The sequence below is a fragment of the Streptomyces cinerochromogenes genome, from assembly GCF_014648635.1.
Taxonomy (GTDB): domain Bacteria; phylum Actinomycetota; class Actinomycetes; order Streptomycetales; family Streptomycetaceae; genus Streptomyces; species Streptomyces cinerochromogenes.
In genome coordinates, this window is record NZ_BMRM01000002.1 from 215,842 (window position 1) to 233,825 (window position 17,984).

Annotated in this window: 14 protein-coding genes and 1 tRNA gene; 6 read left to right on the top strand and 9 right to left on the bottom strand. The window is 72.6% G+C overall.

Annotated features, from left to right (window positions below):
- Positions 1-28: 28 nt before the first annotated feature.
- From IEZ20_RS04710 to IEZ20_RS04725, 4 genes are all read right to left on the bottom strand, one after another.
- Positions 29-2,224 carry a PTS fructose transporter subunit IIABC gene (locus IEZ20_RS04710; RefSeq protein ID WP_189294822.1) on the bottom strand — a complete coding sequence of 732 codons (2,196 nt, stop codon included), beginning with the start codon at positions 2,222-2,224 and terminating at the stop codon, positions 29-31.
- 289 nt (positions 2,225-2,513) lie between these two features.
- Positions 2,514-3,461 carry a 1-phosphofructokinase gene (pfkB, locus tag IEZ20_RS04715; protein ID WP_189294823.1) on the bottom strand — a complete coding sequence of 316 codons (948 nt, stop codon included), beginning with the start codon at positions 3,459-3,461 and terminating at the stop codon, positions 2,514-2,516.
- Positions 3,458-4,219 carry a DeoR/GlpR family DNA-binding transcription regulator gene (locus IEZ20_RS04720; RefSeq protein WP_189294824.1) on the bottom strand — a complete coding sequence of 254 codons (762 nt, stop codon included), beginning with the start codon at positions 4,217-4,219 and terminating at the stop codon, positions 3,458-3,460. The genes pfkB and IEZ20_RS04720 overlap by 4 nt, the downstream gene beginning before the upstream one ends.
- Positions 4,220-4,438: 219 nt before the next feature.
- A complete protein-coding gene (locus IEZ20_RS04725; RefSeq protein ID WP_189294825.1) occupies positions 4,439-5,953 on the bottom strand; it encodes an MFS transporter in 1,515 nt (504 codons plus the stop codon).
- Positions 5,954-6,015: 62 nt separating this feature from the next.
- Here IEZ20_RS04725 and IEZ20_RS04730 point away from each other — a divergent pair, with 62 nt between their 5' ends.
- Positions 6,016-6,993 carry a helix-turn-helix transcriptional regulator gene (locus IEZ20_RS04730; RefSeq protein WP_189295346.1) on the top strand — a complete coding sequence of 326 codons (978 nt, stop codon included), beginning with the start codon at positions 6,016-6,018 and terminating at the stop codon, positions 6,991-6,993.
- A gap of 108 nt (positions 6,994-7,101) precedes the next feature.
- On the opposite strand, the gene IEZ20_RS04735 is transcribed toward IEZ20_RS04730, so the two are convergent.
- A complete protein-coding gene (locus IEZ20_RS04735; RefSeq protein WP_308434640.1) occupies positions 7,102-8,040 on the bottom strand; it encodes a TetR/AcrR family transcriptional regulator in 939 nt (312 codons plus the stop codon).
- 452 nt (positions 8,041-8,492) lie between these two features.
- Positions 8,493-9,491, bottom strand: coding sequence for a sigma-70 family RNA polymerase sigma factor (locus IEZ20_RS04740; RefSeq protein WP_189294826.1), 999 nt, complete (start codon positions 9,489-9,491; stop codon positions 8,493-8,495).
- Between the two features lie 213 nt (positions 9,492-9,704).
- Between IEZ20_RS04740 and IEZ20_RS04745 the strand changes: the two genes are divergently transcribed.
- Entirely contained in the window at positions 9,705-10,223 is a 519-nt protein-coding gene (locus IEZ20_RS04745) for a GNAT family N-acetyltransferase (RefSeq protein WP_189294827.1), read from the top strand.
- Positions 10,224-10,264: 41 nt separating this feature from the next.
- Here IEZ20_RS04745 and IEZ20_RS04750 read toward each other — a convergent pair whose 3' ends face one another.
- Complete coding sequence (locus tag IEZ20_RS04750) at positions 10,265-11,053, bottom strand: dioxygenase family protein (protein ID WP_189294828.1); 789 nt, start codon at positions 11,051-11,053, stop codon at positions 10,265-10,267.
- Between the two features lie 106 nt (positions 11,054-11,159).
- Between IEZ20_RS04750 and IEZ20_RS04755 the strand changes: the two genes are divergently transcribed.
- Positions 11,160-11,672 (top strand): MarR family winged helix-turn-helix transcriptional regulator, encoded by a 513-nt coding sequence (locus tag IEZ20_RS04755; RefSeq protein ID WP_189294829.1) that lies wholly within the window; start codon positions 11,160-11,162, stop codon positions 11,670-11,672.
- 131 nt (positions 11,673-11,803) lie between these two features.
- Here IEZ20_RS04755 and IEZ20_RS04760 read toward each other — a convergent pair whose 3' ends face one another.
- Together IEZ20_RS04760 and IEZ20_RS04765 are read right to left on the bottom strand one after the other, a co-directional pair.
- A complete protein-coding gene (locus IEZ20_RS04760) occupies positions 11,804-13,348 on the bottom strand; it encodes an MFS transporter (protein ID WP_189294830.1) in 1,545 nt (514 codons plus the stop codon).
- Between the two features lie 199 nt (positions 13,349-13,547).
- Positions 13,548-14,195 (bottom strand): TetR/AcrR family transcriptional regulator, encoded by a 648-nt coding sequence (locus tag IEZ20_RS04765; RefSeq protein ID WP_189294831.1) that lies wholly within the window; start codon positions 14,193-14,195, stop codon positions 13,548-13,550.
- A 375-nt stretch (positions 14,196-14,570) separates the two neighbouring features.
- Between IEZ20_RS04765 and IEZ20_RS04770 the strand changes: the two genes are divergently transcribed.
- From IEZ20_RS04770 to IEZ20_RS04780, 3 genes are all read left to right on the top strand, one after another.
- Positions 14,571-15,857, top strand: a complete 1,287-nt coding sequence (locus IEZ20_RS04770; RefSeq protein WP_189294832.1) for a M6 family metalloprotease domain-containing protein — start codon at positions 14,571-14,573, stop codon at positions 15,855-15,857.
- 313 nt (positions 15,858-16,170) lie between these two features.
- Positions 16,171-17,814: an IclR family transcriptional regulator domain-containing protein gene (locus IEZ20_RS04775; protein WP_189295349.1), complete on the top strand. Its 1,644-nt coding sequence runs from the start codon at positions 16,171-16,173 to the stop codon at positions 17,812-17,814.
- 75 nt (positions 17,815-17,889) lie between these two features.
- Positions 17,890-17,962, top strand: a tRNA-Arg gene (locus tag IEZ20_RS04780).
- Positions 17,963-17,984: the final 22 nt, after the last annotated feature.

Sequence of the window (17,984 nt, forward strand, 5' to 3'; positions counted from 1 at the left end):
AGTGTTCCGCCGTGGCGCGCCGTTGCCGTCAGGCGGCTATCGGCTGCCTGGCCCCTTCGGGAGTGGCGGTCTCCTGCGCGGCCGGGTCGGCGGCCGGGGACTCGGGGCTCGGCTTGCGCAGGCCTTTGAGGAGGACCACCAGGGCCGTGGTGACGCCGACGCCGGCCGCGATGGCCACCAGGTACAGCAGCGGGTTGCCGATCAGCGGGACCACGAAGACGCCGCCGTGCGGGGCGCGCAGGGTGGCGCCGAAGCCCATCGACAGGGCGCCGGTGAGCGCGCCGCCCGCCATCGAGGCGGGGATGACCCGCAGCGGGTCGGCCGCCGCGAACGGGATGGCGCCCTCGGAGATGAAGGACGCGCCCAGCACCCAGGCGGCCTTGCCGTTCTCGCGCTCGGCCGCGGTGAACAGCCGGGCGCGGACGGTGGTGGCCAGGGCCATCGCCAGCGGCGGGACCATGCCGGCCGCCATCACCGCGGCCATGATCTTCATGGCGGAGTCGCTGGGGGTGGCGACGGCGATGCCGGCGGTGGCGAAGGTGTAGGCGACCTTGTTGACCGGGCCGCCCAGGTCGAAGCACATCATCAGGCCGAGCAGGGCGCCGAGCAGGATGGCGTTGGTGCCGGTGAGGCCGTTCAGCCAGTCGGTCAGGCCCTTCTGGGCGCTGGCGATGGGCTTGCCGATCACGACGAACATCAGGAAGCCGACGATCGCCGAGGAGATCAGCGGGATCACCACCACGGGCATGATGCCCCGCAACGCCGCGGGGATCTGCACCCGCTGGACGGCCAGCACCACGCCACCGGCGATCAGACCGGCCGCCAGGCCGCCGAGGAAGCCCGCGTTGATGGTCACCGAGATCGCGCCGCCGACGAAGCCGGGGACCAGGCCAGGCCGGTCGGCCATGCCGTAGGCGATGTAGCCGGCGAGGACCGGGACCAGGAAGCCGAAGGACACCACGCCGATCTGGAACAGCAGGGCGCCCCAGCTGTCGGCCTGGGTCCACACGAAGTGGTCCATCACCGACGGCGCCTTGTTGATCTTGTAGCCGCCGATCGCGAAGCCCAGCGCGATGAGCAGACCGCCCGCGGCGACGAACGGGACCATGTAGCTGACGCCGGACATCAGCCACTTGCGGAGCTTGGTGCCGTACCCCTCGGTGGAGTCGCCCGCGCGCTCCACCGGCGTGCCGGACGGCGCCTGCGCCGGCGCGCTCGCCTCACCGCGCGCCGCCTTCCCGCGGACCTCCGCGATGAGCTCGGCGGGGCGGTTGATGCCCGCCTTCACGCCCACGTCGACGGTCGGCTTGCCCGCGAAGCGGTCCTTGTCGCGGACGGGGACGTCGTGCGCGAAGATCACGCCGTCCGCCGCGGCGATCACCGCCGGGTCCAGCCGGGTGAAGCCGGCCGAGCCCTGGGTCTCGACGACCACCTCGATGCCCGCCTCACGGCCGGCGTTCTCCAGCGACTCGGCCGCCATGTAGGTGTGGGCGATGCCGGTCGGGCAGGAGGTGACGGCGACGATACGGAAGGGGCGCTCGCCGGGGGCGGGTGTGGCGCCCGGCTCCGGGGCGGACCCGTCCGCGACGGTCGCGCCCGGAGCCGGGGCCGTGCTGCCCGCCGCGGCGCCGGTGGAGGCCGCCACCGACGCCGCAGCGGTGTCTTCGGAGGCGGCCTCGGCGCCCTGAGGGGTGCCCACGGCGTCCTGGGAAGAGTCCGCGGCGCTCTGGGAAGAGCCCGTGTCCGCCGTACCGCCGGCGCCCTCGTCCGCGGCCGTCGGCGCCTCGTCCCCGCGGATCAGCGCCGCCGCCGCAGCCGCGTCCCCGGCCGACCGCAGCGCGTCGGTGAACTCGGCGTTCATCAGCTGGCGGGCGAGGGAGGAGAGGATCGTCAGGTGGGCGTCGTCGGCGCCGGCGGGGGCCGCGATCAGGAAGATGAGGTCGGCCGGGCCGTCCGCGGCACCGAAGTCGATGCCGGCGGCGCTGCGGCCGAAGGCGAGGGTCGGCTCGGTGACATGGGCGCTGCGGCAGTGCGGGATGCCGATGCCGCCGTCGAGGCCGGTCGGCATCTGGGCCTCGCGGGCGGCGACGTCGGCGAGGAAGCCCTCCAGGTCGGTCACCCGGCCCTGGGCCACCATGCGCTGGGCGAGGGCACGCGCCGCCGCTTCCTTGGTGTCGGCGGACAGGTCGAGATCGACCAGGTCCGCCGTGATCATTTCGCTCATCGCGGGCTCCTATGCACGCGTATCGCCCGGGGGGAGGAGTGGGCGGGAGTGGGGACGGGGGTGCGGTGGGGGGAGGGGGTGGTGCGGGAGGGGGTGGCGGGGCCGGGGGAACCCCGCCTCCCGGGGGCGGCGCGGCGGATCAGCCGGCCGTGCGGCCCGGTGGCCGCGGCGAGTAACGGGGAGCCTCGCCGCTCGGAGGCCGGTGGGGTGGGCGGTTTCGGCGTCGTGGACCCGGCGCGTCCGCCGAGCCGGATGAATCCGGGGCGGGTGCCGCAGCACGCGAGCGAGATCATGACACCGGCTCCGTCAGTTCGCGGTCCAGCGGGATGTCGGCCGTGACCGTCACCGCCGCCGGGTCCAGGTCGGCCGGGGTCGGCATCACGCTGCCGGGGAGTTGGACGGCGGCGGCGCCGTGGGCGACGGCCGAGGCCAGGGCCTCGGGGCCGGTGCCGCCGGCGATGAGGAAGCCGGCCAGGGAGGCGTCGCCGGCGCCCACGTTGCTGCGGACGGCGCGGACGCGCGCGCTGCCGAACCACGCGCCGGTGTCCGAGACCAGGAGCTGCCCGTCGGCGCCCAGGCTCGCGAGCACGGCGCGTGCGCCCATCGCGCGCACCTCCTCGGCCGCCTTGAGCGCGTCGCCCACGGTCGTCAGGGGCCGCCCGACGGCCTCCGCCAGTTCCTCGGCGTTCGGCTTCACCACGTCGGGCCGGGCACGCAGCGCCTCCTGGAGCGCGCGCCCCGAGGTGTCCAGCGCGATACGCGCGCCCCCCGCGTGCGCCCGGGTGACGACATCGGCGTACCAGGAGGGCGCGAGCCCCCGGGGCAGGCTGCCGCAGCAGGCGATCCAGTCGGCGTCGGCGGACTGGGCGCGGATGGTGTCCAGGAGCAGTTCCTGTTCCGCCGCGGACAGCTCCGGGCCCGGCGCGTTGATCTTCGTGAGCACCCCGTCGGCTTCCGCGAGCGCGATGTTGGAGCGGGTGGCTCCGGCGACCGGGACCGGCGCGACCTCGATGCCCTGCGCGTCGAGCAGATCGGCGACGAGCGCGCCCGGCGCGCCGCCGAGGGGCAGGACGGCGACCGTGCGCCGGCCGGCGGCGGCGACGGCGCGCGAGACGTTCACACCCTTGCCGCCGGGGTCCATGCGCTCGCCGGTGGCGCGGACGACCTCGCCGCGCTCCAGGGCGGGGACCTCGTAGGTGCGGTCGAGGGAGGGGTTGGGGGTGACGGTGAGGATCATGCGCGCACTACTTCCGTGCCGCCGCGCTCGATGGCGGCGGCGTCTTCCGGGCTCAGCCCGCTGTCGGTGATCAGCAGGTCCACATCGCTCAGGTCGCCGAAGCGGGCGAAGTGCTCCTGGCCGTGCTTGGAGGAGTCGGCCAGCAGCACCACGCGGCGCGCGGCGGCGACGGCGGCCCGCTTGACCGCGGCCTCGGCGAGGTCGGGCGTGGTCAGGCCGTGCTCGGCGGAGAAGCCGTTGGCGGCGACGAACAGCACGTCGGCCCGGATCTCGCCGTACGCGCGGAGCGCCCAGGCGTCCACGGCGGCGCGCGTACGGTGCCGTACGCGCCCCCCGACCAGGTGGAGCTGGATGCCCGGGTGGTCGGCGAGGCGGGCGGCGATCGGCAGGGAGTGCGTGACGACGGTGACCCGGGCCTCCAGCGGGATGGCCGCGGCCAGGCGGGCGACCGTCGTACCGGCGTCGAGGATCAGCGTGCCCTCGGCCGGCAGCTCGGCGAGGGCGGCCTTGGCGACGCGGTCCTTCTCGTCGGCTGCGGTGGACTCGCGCTCGGCGAGGTCCGGCTCGAAGTCGAGGCGGCCCACCGGGATGGCACCGCCGTGCACCCGGCGGACGAGACCGGCGCGGTCGAGGGCCTTCAGATCGCGGCGGATGGTCTCCGCGGTGACCTGGAACTCCTCGGCCAGCGACAGCACGTCCACCCGGCCGCCGTCACGGGCGAGCCGGAGGATCTCCTGCTGCCGTTCCGGTGCGTACATGTCCGTTCGCCTCCGCCTCATGCCCGAACGTGTGGTTTAACCGGGAGAGTACGGCTGGTTTTCCGGAATGTAAACAAGTTCGGGCCACACCCGGGCATGAACGGACTTCCGTTTCCGTCCGCACAGCAGCGGGGCCCGGCACCTGATCGGTGCCGGGCCCCGCGTCGTGCCTGGTCAGGAAGCGGACCGACCCCCTCGGAGAGCCAGGTCCGGGCTTCGTCAGGGAACCGGTACCGGCTCCTTCGCCGCCGTCGGCGCCTCCTGCTCCGCGCCCTCCACAGGCTGGGCCGGACGCTTCGGCAGGGCGGACATCAGCAGGAAGATCGCGCCCATGATCCCGGCGACCCACCACAGCGCGTACTGGAAGGCGTCGACGAACGCGGGGCCGACCTGGACGGGCGTCAGCCGGTCGCCGATCCGCCCGAAGAAGACCACCGACACCAGCCCCAGCCCGAGCGCGTTGCCCATCTGCTGCACCGTGTTGATCAGCCCGGAAGCGGACCCGGCGTGCTCACGGGGCACCTCCGAGAGCACCGCGTCGGTCAGCGGCGCGACGATCAGCCCCATGCCGGCCCCCATCACGACCAGCGGCAGCGCCATCTGCCAGGACGCGATGGACTGGCCGTAGCGATGCGCCTCCCACAGGTAGATCAGCACACCGACCCCCATGACCAGCGCGCCCGCCTGGAGCACCTTGCGGCCGAACCGCGGGACCAGCTGCTGCACCGACAGCCCGGCCGCCGTGGACACCGCGAGCGAGAACGGCACCCCGGTCAACCCGGCCCGCAGCGGGGTCCAGCCCAGGCCGATCTGCATGTACAGCGTCCAGACCAGGAAGAAGATGCCGAGCGCGACCCCGAACACGGTCTGCACGGCGATGCCCGCGGCGAAGCTCTTCACCCGGAAGAGGGACAGTTCGACGAGCGGGGAACCGTCCCTGGCGGCCTTCCGTTTCTCGTACGACACCAGCGCCGCGAAGACGACGAACGCACCGGCCATGCAGACGTACCCCCACAGCGGCCAGCCCAGCTCACGCCCCTGAGTGAGCGGATACAGCAGCATCAGCAGACCCAGCGTCACCAGGGCGACACCGACGAGGTCCAGCTTCAGCGCCCTGGGCGCCTTCGACTCCGTGATGAAGCGACGGCCCAGCAGCCAGGCGACGACACCCACAGGAAGGTTGATGAGGAAGATGGGGCGCCATTCGAGTCCGAACAGGTTCCACTCCGTCAGCAGCGCTCCCAGCAGCGGGCCGGAGACCGCACCGAGGCCGACGATCGCACCGAACAGGCCGAACACCTTGCCGCGTTCATGGGCCGGGAAGGTGGCGTGCACGATCGACAGCACCTGCGGCACCATCAGCGCGGCCATCCCGCCCTGGAGGATGCGGGAGGCGACCAGCATCTCCGGGTTCGCGGCGAAACCGCACAGGGCGGAGGCGAGGGTGAAACCGCCGACCCCCAGGAGGAACAGCCGCTTACGGCCGTGGATGTCGCCGAGCCGGCCACCCGTGATCAGACCGGCGGCGAACGCGAGGGCGTATCCGGCGGTTATCCACTGGATCTGACTGACCGTCGCATGAGCGCTTTGCCGGATGGACGGGATGGCGATGTTGACGATCGTCACGTCGACCAGGTCCATGAAGGCCGCGGTCATGACGATGGCCAGGGCCAGCCAGCGGGTCCGGTCGGGCGTTCCGCGCCCCTGGGCGGTGTTGCTGTCGTTCGGCGTCATGAGAGGAAGGTAGGACCGCACTAGGTCAGATCGTGTCCTATATCTGCGGCATGCTCATCGGTATGACCACCGACACACCAGCCCGGCTGCTCCAGCTCCTCTCCCTCCTCCAGACGCCCCGCGAATGGCCCGGCGGCGAGCTGGCCGACCGGCTGGGGGTCTCGCGGCGCACCGTGCGACGGGACATCGACCGGCTGCGGGAGCTGGGCTATCCGGTGCAGGCGACGAAGGGCGCGGACGGCGGGTACCGGCTGGTCGCCGGCAAGGCCATGCCGCCCCTGGTGCTGGACGACGAGGAGGCCGTCGCCATCGCGGTGGGACTGCGGGCCGGCGCCGGGCACGCCGTGGAGGGAGTGGACGAGGCGTCCGTGCGGGCGCTGGCCAAGCTGGAGCAGGTGCTGCCCTCCCGGCTGCGCCACCGGGTGTCCACGCTCCAGGCCGCGACCACACCACTGACCAGCGGGGACGGGCCGAGCATCGCCCCGGAGACGCTGACCGTGATGGCGTCGACGGTGGCGGGGCACGAGCGGCTCCGGTTCGCCTACCGCGACAAGGACGGCAGCGCCTCCCGCCGGCTGACCGAGCCGCACCGCCTGGTGTCGACGGGCCGGCGCTGGTACCTGGTCGCGTACGACCTCGACCGGGCCGACTGGCGCACCTTTCGCGTCGACCGGGTGAGCGAGCCGTTCGCGACCGGAGTCCGGTTCACGCCCCGGGAGTTGCCGACGGGGAGCGCCGCCGAGTACCTACGGCAGTCCATCCACCGGCGACAGGAGACGTACGCGTTCGAGGTGCGGTTCGCCGCACCGGCGGAAGCCGTCTCCACGCGGGTCGCGCAATGGCTCGGCACCCCCGAGGACGACGGCACGGGCGGCTCCGTCCTGCGGGGCACCACCGGCGACCCCGTGGAGTGGCTGGCGGTGCGGCTGGCCATGGCGGGGTACGAGTTCTCGGTCCGCGGGCCGCAGGAACTGGCGGAGGCGGTAAGGGAGTTGGGGGGACGGCTGAGCAGGGCGGCGGGGGGTGGGGGCGGGGCGTAGGGGGAGGAGGGGAGGGGCTGGGGGGAAAGGGAAGGGGAAGGGGGGAGGGCCCAAGGCGCGGGGCCCGCCTCACAGCTGGCCGCTCCCACCTCCACTCCCGCTCCCGCTTCAGCCCCCGCTCTCACGACTCCCGCTCCCGCCTCGGCCCCCACTCTCACGACTCTCACTCTCACTCCCGCTCCCGCCCCACTCGAAGTCCCGCAGGGCGCGGAGGTTGCGCAGGGCGAGGGCCGCCGGGCTTCCGGGGCCGGTGGGCGGGGTCGTGGTGGCGGCCCAGGACTCCACGGCCACGCGGACGGCGGCGCCGGCCACGGCGGCTGCGAAGCGCAGGTCCGGGCCGGGCTGTACCAGTTGAGCGTCCGCAGACTCCGGGCCCTCTGATCCCCCCACGCCCCCTGAGGGGTCGTGCCCCTCTGAGGCCCCCGGGCTCCCTGAGGGGCTATGACCCCCTGAGACCCCCGGGCCTCCGGAGACACCCGTGTCCCCCTTCGTCTTCCGGCCCCCCGCGGCCTTCCAGCCCCCCACTGCCTCCCGCGCCCCCGTCCCCTCCCGCTCCCGCTCCCGCTCCCGCTCTCGCAGGATCTCCGCGAGCGCCCCCTCCGACGCCTGGCACACCTCCGCCCAGACCTTGCGCAGGGCCGGGCTGGTGTCGGCGAGGCGGACCAGGGTGCGGAGCCACTCCCAGGAGGCGGCCGAGACGCCGATGCCCGGGGTGAGGGTGTGGTGGACGGCGTGTTCCAGGGCCTGGGGCAGGGACAGGTGGGCCGGGGCCGTACGGACCGCCTCGGTCCAGCGTTGGGCGCCGGCGGCGTAGAGCGGGGCGACCGCCTCTTCCTTGGTGGCGAAATAGCGGTAGAACGTGCGCGGTGCGATGCCCGCGGCCTGGGCGATGTCCTCGGCGCGGGTCGCCCGAAGGCCTTGCTTGACGAAAAGGGCCGCCGCCGCCCGGGCGATCTCCATCCGGGTCTCGGCTTTCCGGCGTTCGGTCAGGGACACCGGTGCGGAGGCGGGAAACGGCTGGTGGGCGGGGCTGGGGGTGGTGCTCATCCCGGCAGGCTATGCCCGTGTGGCAGAATCTGCCATCCGGTGGTCCACCCCGGGGTTCAGGTACGGGGTGGGCCGCCATTCCAGCATGTCGGCACACCTGGCCGCGGGCCGTACGAGCCGCGTGAGCCCGTGAGACCGTCAGCCCGTGAGACCGTCAGCCGCGCGAAGAGGCCGGGCTCCGGCGCCCGGGGGGGGATGGGCGCCGAAGCCCGGCTCGGGAAGTCCCGGCGCCGGGGGGGATTGCGTCGGGACGTGGTTCACGTGGGGCCGGCCGAGGGTGGTCGGCCGGGGGTGCGGTGTGAGTGGGGAGTGCGGTACCCGGGGCCCATTCCTGGGCCCGGAAGGGTTGTTCCCTCGGGCCCAGGGGTTGAAGCGACGGGACCGCGCCATGTTTGCGCCGTCTTTCGCCACCGGGCGTACGCCCCATGCAACCCCTGCGTCACGCCGTCGCGTCACGCCGCCGCGTCGAAACCGGTCTGGTGGGCCAGCTTCTTCAGTTCCAGCAGGGCGTGCTTCTCGATCTGCCGGATCCGCTCGCGGGTGAGTCCGTGCTCCTTGCCGACCTCGGTCAGGGTGCGCTCGCGGCCGTCCTCGATGCCGTACCGCATCTTGATGATGGAGGCCGTGCGCTGGTCCAGGCGGCCGATCAGGTCGTCCAGTTCCTCGCTGCGCAGCAGGGTCAGGACGGACTGCTCGGGGCTGACCGCCGAGGTGTCCTCCAGCAGGTCGCCGAACTGCGTCTCGCCCTCGTCGTCCACCGACATGTTCAGCGAGACCGGGTCGCGGGCCCAGTCGAGGACGTCGATGACGCGCTCCGGGGTCGAGCCCAGCTCCGCGGCGATCTCCGCGGGCTCCGGTTCGCGGCCGTGCTCGCGGTTGAACTCGCGCTGGACGCGGCGGATGCGGCCCAGCTCCTCCACCAGGTGGACGGGGAGCCGGATCGTGCGGGACTGGTCGGCGATGGAGCGGGTGATGGCCTGCCGGATCCACCAGGTGGCGTAGGTCGAGAACTTGAAGCCCTTGCGGTAGTCGAACTTCTCGACGGCGCGCACCAGGCCGGCGTTGCCCTCCTGGATGAGGTCGAGCAGGGGCAGACCGCTGCGCGGGTAGCGCCGGGCCACCGCGACGACCAGGCGGAGGTTGGAGCGGATGAAGACGTCCTTGGCCCGCTCACCGGCGGCGACGAGCGCCTCCAGCTCCTCGCGGCTGGCGTCCGACTTGCTCTCCTCGTACCCGTCGAGGACCTGCCGCGCGAACACACCCGCCTCGATGGTCTGGGACAGCTCGACCTCCTTGGCGGCGTCGAGCAGCGGCGTACGCGCGATCTCGTCGAGGTACATGCCGACCAGGTCGCGGTCTGCGATCTCGCCGCCATGAGCGCGAACACTGCTTGCCGAGTCGGCCGTCTCGCCGGTGGCGGACTGACGACGGGCGACGGCACGGGTTGCCATGCGTGCTCCCTTGCGATGGTGGGCTGGCGGGTGGTCCTGGCGAACGCCCGGCACGGAAGGGGACCGTCTCTGGGACTCGCTCACCCTTCCGAGACTTTCTCCGAGTGCCCGGCATCCGTGGGAAACAACGACTGGAATCCGGACAGAATTCCCAACCCGCCCCCCGAATTTTCTGATCATGCAGTACCCTGTTGCGCCACGCGGGGAGGCGAGATGCCGTCGGATCATGCCGAGGTGCAGGTCAGGCCGGGGTTCGAGGGCGATCTCGACGCCCTCACGGCGATCTACAACCACTATGTACGTGAGACGGCCATCACATTCGATACCGCGAGTTTCACTCCGGAAGAGCGCCGCCCTTGGCTGCTCTCCCACCCGGAAGACGGCCCGCACCGGCTGATGGTTGCCACGGAGCCGCAGTCACAGCGGATTCTGGGGTACGCCACGTCCAGCCCTTACCGTCCGAAGCCGGCGTACGTGACGTCGGTGGAGACCTCCGTGTACGTCGCCCCGGACGCCGGACGGCGCGGGATCGGCACCCTGCTGTACGACGCCCTGTTCAGGGCGCTGGCCGGAGAGGACGTGCACCGCGCGTACGCGGGGATCGCCCAGCCGAACGAGGCCTCGACCCGGCTCCACGAGCGCTTCGGCTTCCGGTACGTCGGCACGTACGGCGAGGTGGGCCGCAAGTTCGGCCGCTACTGGGACGTGGCCTGGTACGAGAAGCGCCTGTAGCGCCCAGGCCTCGCAGCCTCAGGCCCCGCAGCCCCCGTCCCTTACCCGAACTGCACGGACCGCTTCGCCATTCCCATCCAGAACCCGTCGATCACCGACTTCTGCGCGTCCAGCTCGCCGCCGGCCTCCGCCGCGCCCATGGTGACGAAGAGCGGGGCGAAGTGTTCGGTGCGGGGGTGGGCGTAGCGGCCGGCCGGGGCCTTGTTCAGGAAGTCCAGCAGGGCGTCCCAGTCGCGGGCCTCCAGGGCCCGCCGGCCCCAGTCGTCGAACTCGGAGGACCAGCTCGGTACGCCGCCGGAGTGGCGCAGGGCGGCGAGGTTGTGGGTGAAGAAGCCGGAGCCGACGATCAGCACGCCCTCGTCGCGCAGGGGGGCGAGCCTGCGGCCGATGTCCATCAGGCGGACGGGGTCGAGGGTGGGCATGGAGATCTGCAGGACGGGGATGTCGGCGGCGGGGAACATCTCGACGAGGGGGACGTAGGCGCCGTGGTCGAGGCCCCTGTCGGGGATGTCCTGGACGGGGGTGCCGGGGGCGCGCAGCAGCTTGCGGACGGCTTCGGCGAGTGCGGGGGCGCCGGGGGCGGCGTACTGGACGCGGTAGTAGTGCTCGGGGAAGCCCCAGAAGTCGTAGACGAGGGGGACGGTGTCGACCGCGCCGAGGGCGAGCGGGGCCTCCTCCCAGTGGGCGGAGACCATCAGGATCGCCTTGGGCCGGGGCAGGCCGGCGGACCAGGCGGCGAGCTGGCCGGGCCAGACGGGGTCGTCGGCGAGCGGCGGGGCGCCGTGGCTGAGGTACAGGGCGGGCATGCGCTCCCGGGTGGTGGCGGACATCGCGGCGGCTCCCAGTGATCCACTTGCTTTAACTCTCAAGCTTTCACTCGAGGACTCTACGCCCGACTTGTTCAAGTTTCAAGGAGCTGCCTCGTACAGTGGGTGTATGAACACGGCACCGGACTCCGCCGCCGCCCAGCACCGCTGGCTCAGCGACGAGGAACAACGCGTGTGGCGCGCCTACCGGCACGCCACGACCCTGCTGGAGGACCACCTCGACCGGCAGCTGCAGCGCGACGCGGGCATGCCGCACATCTACTACGGCCTCCTCGTCGGCCTCGCCGAGGCGCCCCGCCGCCGGCTGCGGATGACGGAGCTGGCGATGCAGGCCAAGATCACCCGCTCGCGGCTCTCCCACGCGATCGCCCGGCTGGAGAAGAACGGCTGGGTGCGCCGCGAGGACTGCCCCTCCGACAAGCGCGGCCAGTTCGCCGTGCTCACCGACGAGGGCCACGAGGTGCTGCGGCGTACCGCGCCCGGCCATGTGACCGCCGTACGGCAGGCGCTGTTCGACCGGCTCACCCCGGAACAGCAGAAGGCCCTCGGCGAGATCATGGAGATCGTCGCCGAGGGCCTCCAGCCCAACGAAGCGGGTGCGGACCTTCCCTGGCTCCGCTAGATCACCGTACGGCCGCTCGCCGTACGGTCACCGTCCGGTCACCGTACGGCCGCTCACTGTCAGGTCGCCGTGCGGCCGGTCACCGTCAGGTCGCCGTACGGCCGCTCACCGTCAGGTCGCCGTGCGGCCGGTCAGTGGGCCACCACCGGCACCGGCAGCTCGTCCTCGACGCCGTCACCGGAGCCGGAGGCCGCCGGGGTGGCGCCGGGCCGGCCGGCGTTGACGAAGGTGAAGGCGATCAGGGCGGCGACGGTGAGGATGCCGACGGCGAACCAGATCGCGGTGCTGTAGCCGTGCACCATGCCCTGGAGCTTCACCAGGTCCTGCTGCGGCTTCGCGGCGGCACCGGCGATGTGGTCCTTGATGTACGAGGTGGTCGCCGAGGAGGCAATGGTGTTCAGCAGGGCGGTGCCGATCGCGCCGCCCACCTGCTGCGAGGTGTTGACCATCGCGGAGGCGACACCGGCGTCCCGGGGCTCGACGCCCTGGGTGGCCAGGGACATCGCCGGCATGAACGCCGTGCCCATGCCGAGGCCGAGCAGCACCATCGCGGGCAGCAGCAGCGCGCCGTACGAGGAGTCGATCTCCAGCTGGGTCAGCAGCAGCATGCCGAGCCCGGCGACCAGGAAGCCCGGGCCCATCAGCAGGCGGGCCGGGACACGGGTCATCAGCCGGGTACCGATCTGCGTCGAGCCGGTGATCATGCCGACCACCATCGGCAGGAAGGCGAAGCCGGTCTTGACCGGCGAGTAGCCCTTCACGACCTGCAGGTAGTAGGTCAGGAAGAGGAACAGGCCGAACATGCCGATGATCGCGAGACCGAGGGAGAGGTAGATACCCCCGCGGTTGCGGTCGGTCACCACGCGCAGCGGCAGCAGCGGGGCCTTGACCCGGGCCTCGACGACCACGAACGCGAGCAGCAGCACCACGGACGCGACGAACATCGACACGGTCACCGCGTCGCCCCAGCCGTCGGACTCGGCGCGCGTGAAGCCGTAGACCAGCGCGACCAGGCCGAGGGTGGACAGCAGGACGCCGGGGATGTCGAGCGGGTTGCGGTTGCGGCCGCCCTCCGGCTCCCGGATCACGAAGTAGGCGCCGGCCGCGGCGACCACGGCGAACGGGACGTTCACGAAGAAGGTCCAGCGCCAGTCCAGGTACTCGGTGAGGAAGCCGCCGAGGATCAGGCCGACGGCACCGCCGCCGCCCGCGATCGCGCCGTAGATGCCGAACGCCTTGGCACGCTCCTTGGCGTCCGTGAACATCACGGCCAGCAGGGACAGCGCGGCCGGGGCGAGCAGCGCGCCGAAGACGCCCTGGAGGGCGCGGGCGCCGAACATCATCGCGCCGGTGGTGGCGGCACCGCCGAGCGCGGAGGCGGCGGCGAAGCCGCCGAGGCCCAGCACGAAGGTGCGCTTGCGGCCCCACAGGTCGGCGATCCGGCCGCCGAACAGCAGCAGTCCGCCGAAGGCGAGGGCGTAGGCCGTGATCACCCACTGCTTGTTGCCGTCGGATATGCCCAGGTCCTGCTGGGCGGCGGGCAGGGCGATGTTCACGATGGTGGCGTCGAGGACGACCATCAGCTGGGCGAGCGCGATGAAGACGAGCGCCTTCCAGCGGTTGGCGTCACCGCTCGCAGCGGTGACGCCGGGAGCCTTGAGGGCTGTTTCGGACATGGAGATACCCACTTCGGGACTACGAGGCTTCGGAAGTCTGTGACGGGAGGCGAGACGAAAATGACGAGAAATGATGAGAAAACGGAGTAAGGCGGAAAGGCGAAGGGACGACACGGCAGCCGGAGGGACTGCCGTGCCCGGATGGTGGACCGGATGCGGGAGCTGAACTAATCGGTCGGCGGATCGGTCGGCGGATCGGTCAGCAGTCGCGCAGCTCCCTGATCGTGACGGCCTGGCCGGGCAGGGCGGAGCGGGCGGGGGCCCGCAGACCGTCGAGGAAGAGTTGCAGATGGCGGTGGACGAAGCGGTCGCCGCGCATGCAGTCCGTGCCGGCCGGGGGCCGGCTCAGCTGGCTCACGACGATCAGCAGGTCGCCGACGCCGACGTCCGGCCGGAGCTGCCCGGCCGCCTTGGCCCGGCCCATGATCTCCTCCACGAGCTGCTCGACGCTCTCGCGGGAGGCCTCCAGGTCGGGGTGGTGCTTGTCGAACGTGCTGGACACCATGGGGCACAGCGCGCTGATCCGCTCGTCGGCGGCGGCGTGCACGAAGCGCTCCAGGGCGGCGAACGCGTCCCCGGTCTCGGCGAGGGCCAGTTCGGCCGCCTCGACCGTGCGGTCCATGACCGAGCAGACGACCTCACGGACGAGGGCGTCGCGGTCGGGGAAGTTGCGGTACACCGTGGCGTTGCCGACGCCGGCCCGGCGGGCGATCTCGTCGAGCGGCACGTCCGGGCCGTGCTCGACGAACATCTCCCGGGCGGCGGTGACGATCCGCTCCCGGTTGCGCAGGGCGTCGGCGCGCGGCCGGGGCGCCTTGCGCGCTGTGGGGGCGGTGATGGCGGGCACGGCGTACTCCTGGGGTCGATGGGGTGATACGGGACGTCCCCGCACCACTCGGCGTGTCACTCGAGGTGGCACTCGACGTGTCACTCGGCGTGTCACTCGATGTCGTGGATCGGTGTCGCGGACGATCCGGGGAGCAGGTCCCCGTTTCGCTCGGACACAGGGCTAAACGGGGAAACGGTCCCCGGTTATTTCCCGCCCACGAAAAGAACCGCTGTGACCTGAGACACAATCAGCCGCCGCCGGGATTCACCCCCGTGCGGTCCCGCTTTCCCACGATCGGTCTCCTCCAGCGCGCGCCCGCAGCGGCGCCGACACAGGGTGAGCGCAAGGGTGCAGCCGGAGACCGGCGGCTGCCGTGGCGCGAAAGGTCCCTGCATGCAGCCGCAGCCGCCGCCTCGCCGCCGCATACGCCAGCGCCGGTTCGCCGCCCTGTCCGTGGTGACCGCACTGACCCTCGCGGTCAGCACCTCGGCCGGGACCGGGAACCTGACGGCGCCCGCCTCCACCGCCGGGCCGGTGAACCTGGCCGGCTCCTCCGCACTCGTACCCTGCATGATCCGTGGCGGCCTGGACGTGCAGATGACCGAGGGCCTGCCCACTCCGCCCGGCTACTCCCGGGCCACGGGCACCGTACGCGCCCTGACCCTGATGGTCGACTTCCCCGACGCCCCCGGCCAGGGCAACGCGATGGACCGCTTCCACGAGTTCTTCCCGCAGACCCAGGAGTGGTTCCGCACGGCGTCGTACGGCCGCCTCGACTACCGCGCCGAGACCCCGGTCACCGGCTGGCTGCGCATGCCGAAATCCTTCCGGTCCTACGGCATAGAGCGCGGCGCCCCCTTCGACCCCGGCTACCGGAACCTGGTCCAGGACATCGTGGCCGCCGCCGATCCGACGGTGGACTTCCGCGACTACGACCTGCTGAACGTGCTCGTCACCTCGAACGCCGGCCCCTCCGCCCTGGACACCGTGCTGTCGGTGACGTTCGCCGGCAACGACGACGCCCCGGTCGCCGACGGCGTCCGCATATCCAACGCCTCCTTCGTCTACTCCCGCCAGGACGACGGCTCCGGCTCCTACTCCCGCACCGGCTACCGCGTACTGCCGCACGAGAACGGCCACACCTTCGGCCTGCCCGACCTGTACACGCAGGAGGGCGGGGGCGCGGTCGGGCACTGGGACATCATGAGCGAGGACTGGGGCGCCAACAACGACCTGCTCGGCTGGCACAAGTGGAAGCTGGGCTGGCTGGACGGCGGTCAGGTCGGCTGCGCGGCGGGGCGGGGCAGCGCCGACTACACGCTGTCCCCGCTGTACAAGCCGGGCGGCGGAAAACTGATCCTCGTCCCGGTCACCGCCCGCACCACCTACGCGCTGGAGGTCCGCGCGCAGGGCGGCAACGACGAGGCGGTGTGCCGCCCCGGCGTCCTCATCTACAAGGTCGACGCCACCGTGGACACCGGACGCGGCCCCGTCACCGTCTACGACAGCCACCGCCACAGCGGCGGCTGCACCCGCAGCCCCAACGTCCACACCGAACTCTCCGACGCCCCGTTCACCCCCGGCGAGAGCTTCAAGGACCCGCGCCACGACATCACCGTCCAGGTGGTGAGCACGGACGAGGACGGGAACTACCGGGTGCGGATCACACGGGGGAAGTGAGCCGGAGTGCCGGGCCCGGACCGGGGTCTACCGTAGGCGTGCCCCGACGCCGTACCGGAGAGACGATGCCCCGATGACCCCAGTGGACGCCGCCGCACCTGCCGGGACCGACGGCGCCGCGGCCGGGAGGCGGGCGGAGGCGGCCGGAGCGCGGGCGGAGGAAGCCGGAACGCCGACGGAGGTGACCGGGACGCAGGCGGAGGTGACCGGGACGCAGGCGGAGGAAGCCGGAACCCCGATGGAGGAAGCCGGAGCCCAACCCGAGCAGCCCATGACCCCGCCGGAGCAGCCCATGACCCCGGCGGAGCAGGCCATGACCCCGGCGGAGCAGGCCGGGACACCGACGGAGGTGGCCGGGACACCGACGGAGGTGGTCGGTCCTCTGGTGCGCGGAGTCGGCGTGCTGCGGCGGCTCACCGAGGCGGACGGCGCGCTGAGCCCCAGCGCACTGGAACGGGCCACCGGCCTGGCCCGCTCCACGGTGGACCGGATCACCGGCACCCTCGCCCGCATGGGCTACGTCCGCCCCGCCGGCCGGGACCTCGTCCTCACCCCGCGGGTGATGGAGCTGGGCAACGCCTACCTGGCCGCCCTGCGCCTGCCCGCCCTGCTCGGCGCGCGCGCCGACGCCCTGGCCGACGAACTCGACGAGTCGGTGTCGCTCGCGGTCGCCGACCTCGACGGCATCCGCTTCATCCACCAGGCCACCCGCCGCCGCGCACTGTCGGTCAGCTTCCGCATCGGCGACCTGCTGCCGGCCGAACGCACCGCGCCCGGCGCGCTGTTCGCCACGGAGTGGACGGAGGCGGAGTGGACCCAGTGGCGCCGGCGCCGAACAGCCGACCCAAAGAACGCCTCCTTCCCCGTGATCCCCCCAGTCCCTCCCATCCCCCCGGCCTCCGGACGGAAGCCCGCGCCCCCCTCTCCCTCCTTCACGGAACGGGTGGAACGGGCCCGCCGGGACGGCTGGGCCCTGGACGACCAGCTGATCGAGCCGGGCCTGGTCGCCGTCTCCGCCCCGGTACGGCACCCGGACACGGGCCGCATCGCCTGCGTGGCGAGCGTGGTCAGCCACACCAGCCGCCACTCCGCGGCGGACCTGCGCACCAGCCTGCTGCCCCGGCTGCGTACGACGGTGAAGGCGATGGAGGCCGACCTGCGCGCGGCGCCCCCAGAGCGGCCAGGCCCGGCACCCGCCGGCCTCGCGACGTGGACGACGGCGTCCAAGCACGAACTGGGCCGGGACTTCGTGGAGTCACTGGCGCGCGGCCTGACCGTACTGACGGCGTTCGACGAGGGCCACCCGGCGCTGACCCTGTCGGAGGCGGCCCGCGCGACCGGCCTGTCCCGGGCCACGGTCCGCCGCGCCCTGCTCACCCACGAGCACCTGGGCCTGGTGACCGCCCGCCCCGACCGCACCTTCGCCCTCACCCCCCGCGTGCTGGACCTGGGCTTCCCACCCCACGCCCGGACCTCGCTCCCCCGCCTCGCCGAACCCCACCTCCGGTCGCTGGCGGCCCGCCTCCAGGAGCCCACGGCCCTGGCGGTCCTGACAGCCGACGGCAAGGAGATCCAGTACACGGCCGGGGCGACCGCGGGCCGGGTCCTGACGGTGCACATCCCGGTGGGCACCCGCCTGCCGGCAACCACCACCTCCCTGGGCCGGGTCCTCCTGGCCACCACCGCCACTCCCCTCCCGCCCGGCCTCGCCGAGGTCCGCACGCGGGGCTACGCCCTGGTGGACGAGGAACTGGAGTCAGGCCTGCGCTCCGTGGCCGTACCCGTCCGCGACCGTACGGGCCGCCCCATCGCCGCCCTGAACGTGGCCACCCACGCGGCCCGCCGCACCCTGGAGGACTGCGTCCACACCCTCCTCCCCGCCCTCCGTGCGACAGCCGACCTCATCCAGACCGACCTCCACACCGCCTCCCGCTTCACCCCCGTCCCCCCGACCTGACCCCCGTTCCCTCCACCCCGCCCCACCCTGATCCGGTACCCTGTCCACCAAGCGCCCACCAGGACGCCCACCCATGCCTTCGTAGCTCAGGGGATAGAGCACCGCTCTCCTAAAGCGGGTGTCGCAGGTTCGAATCCTGCCGGGGGCACAGAGAGAAGGGCCAGCTCAGG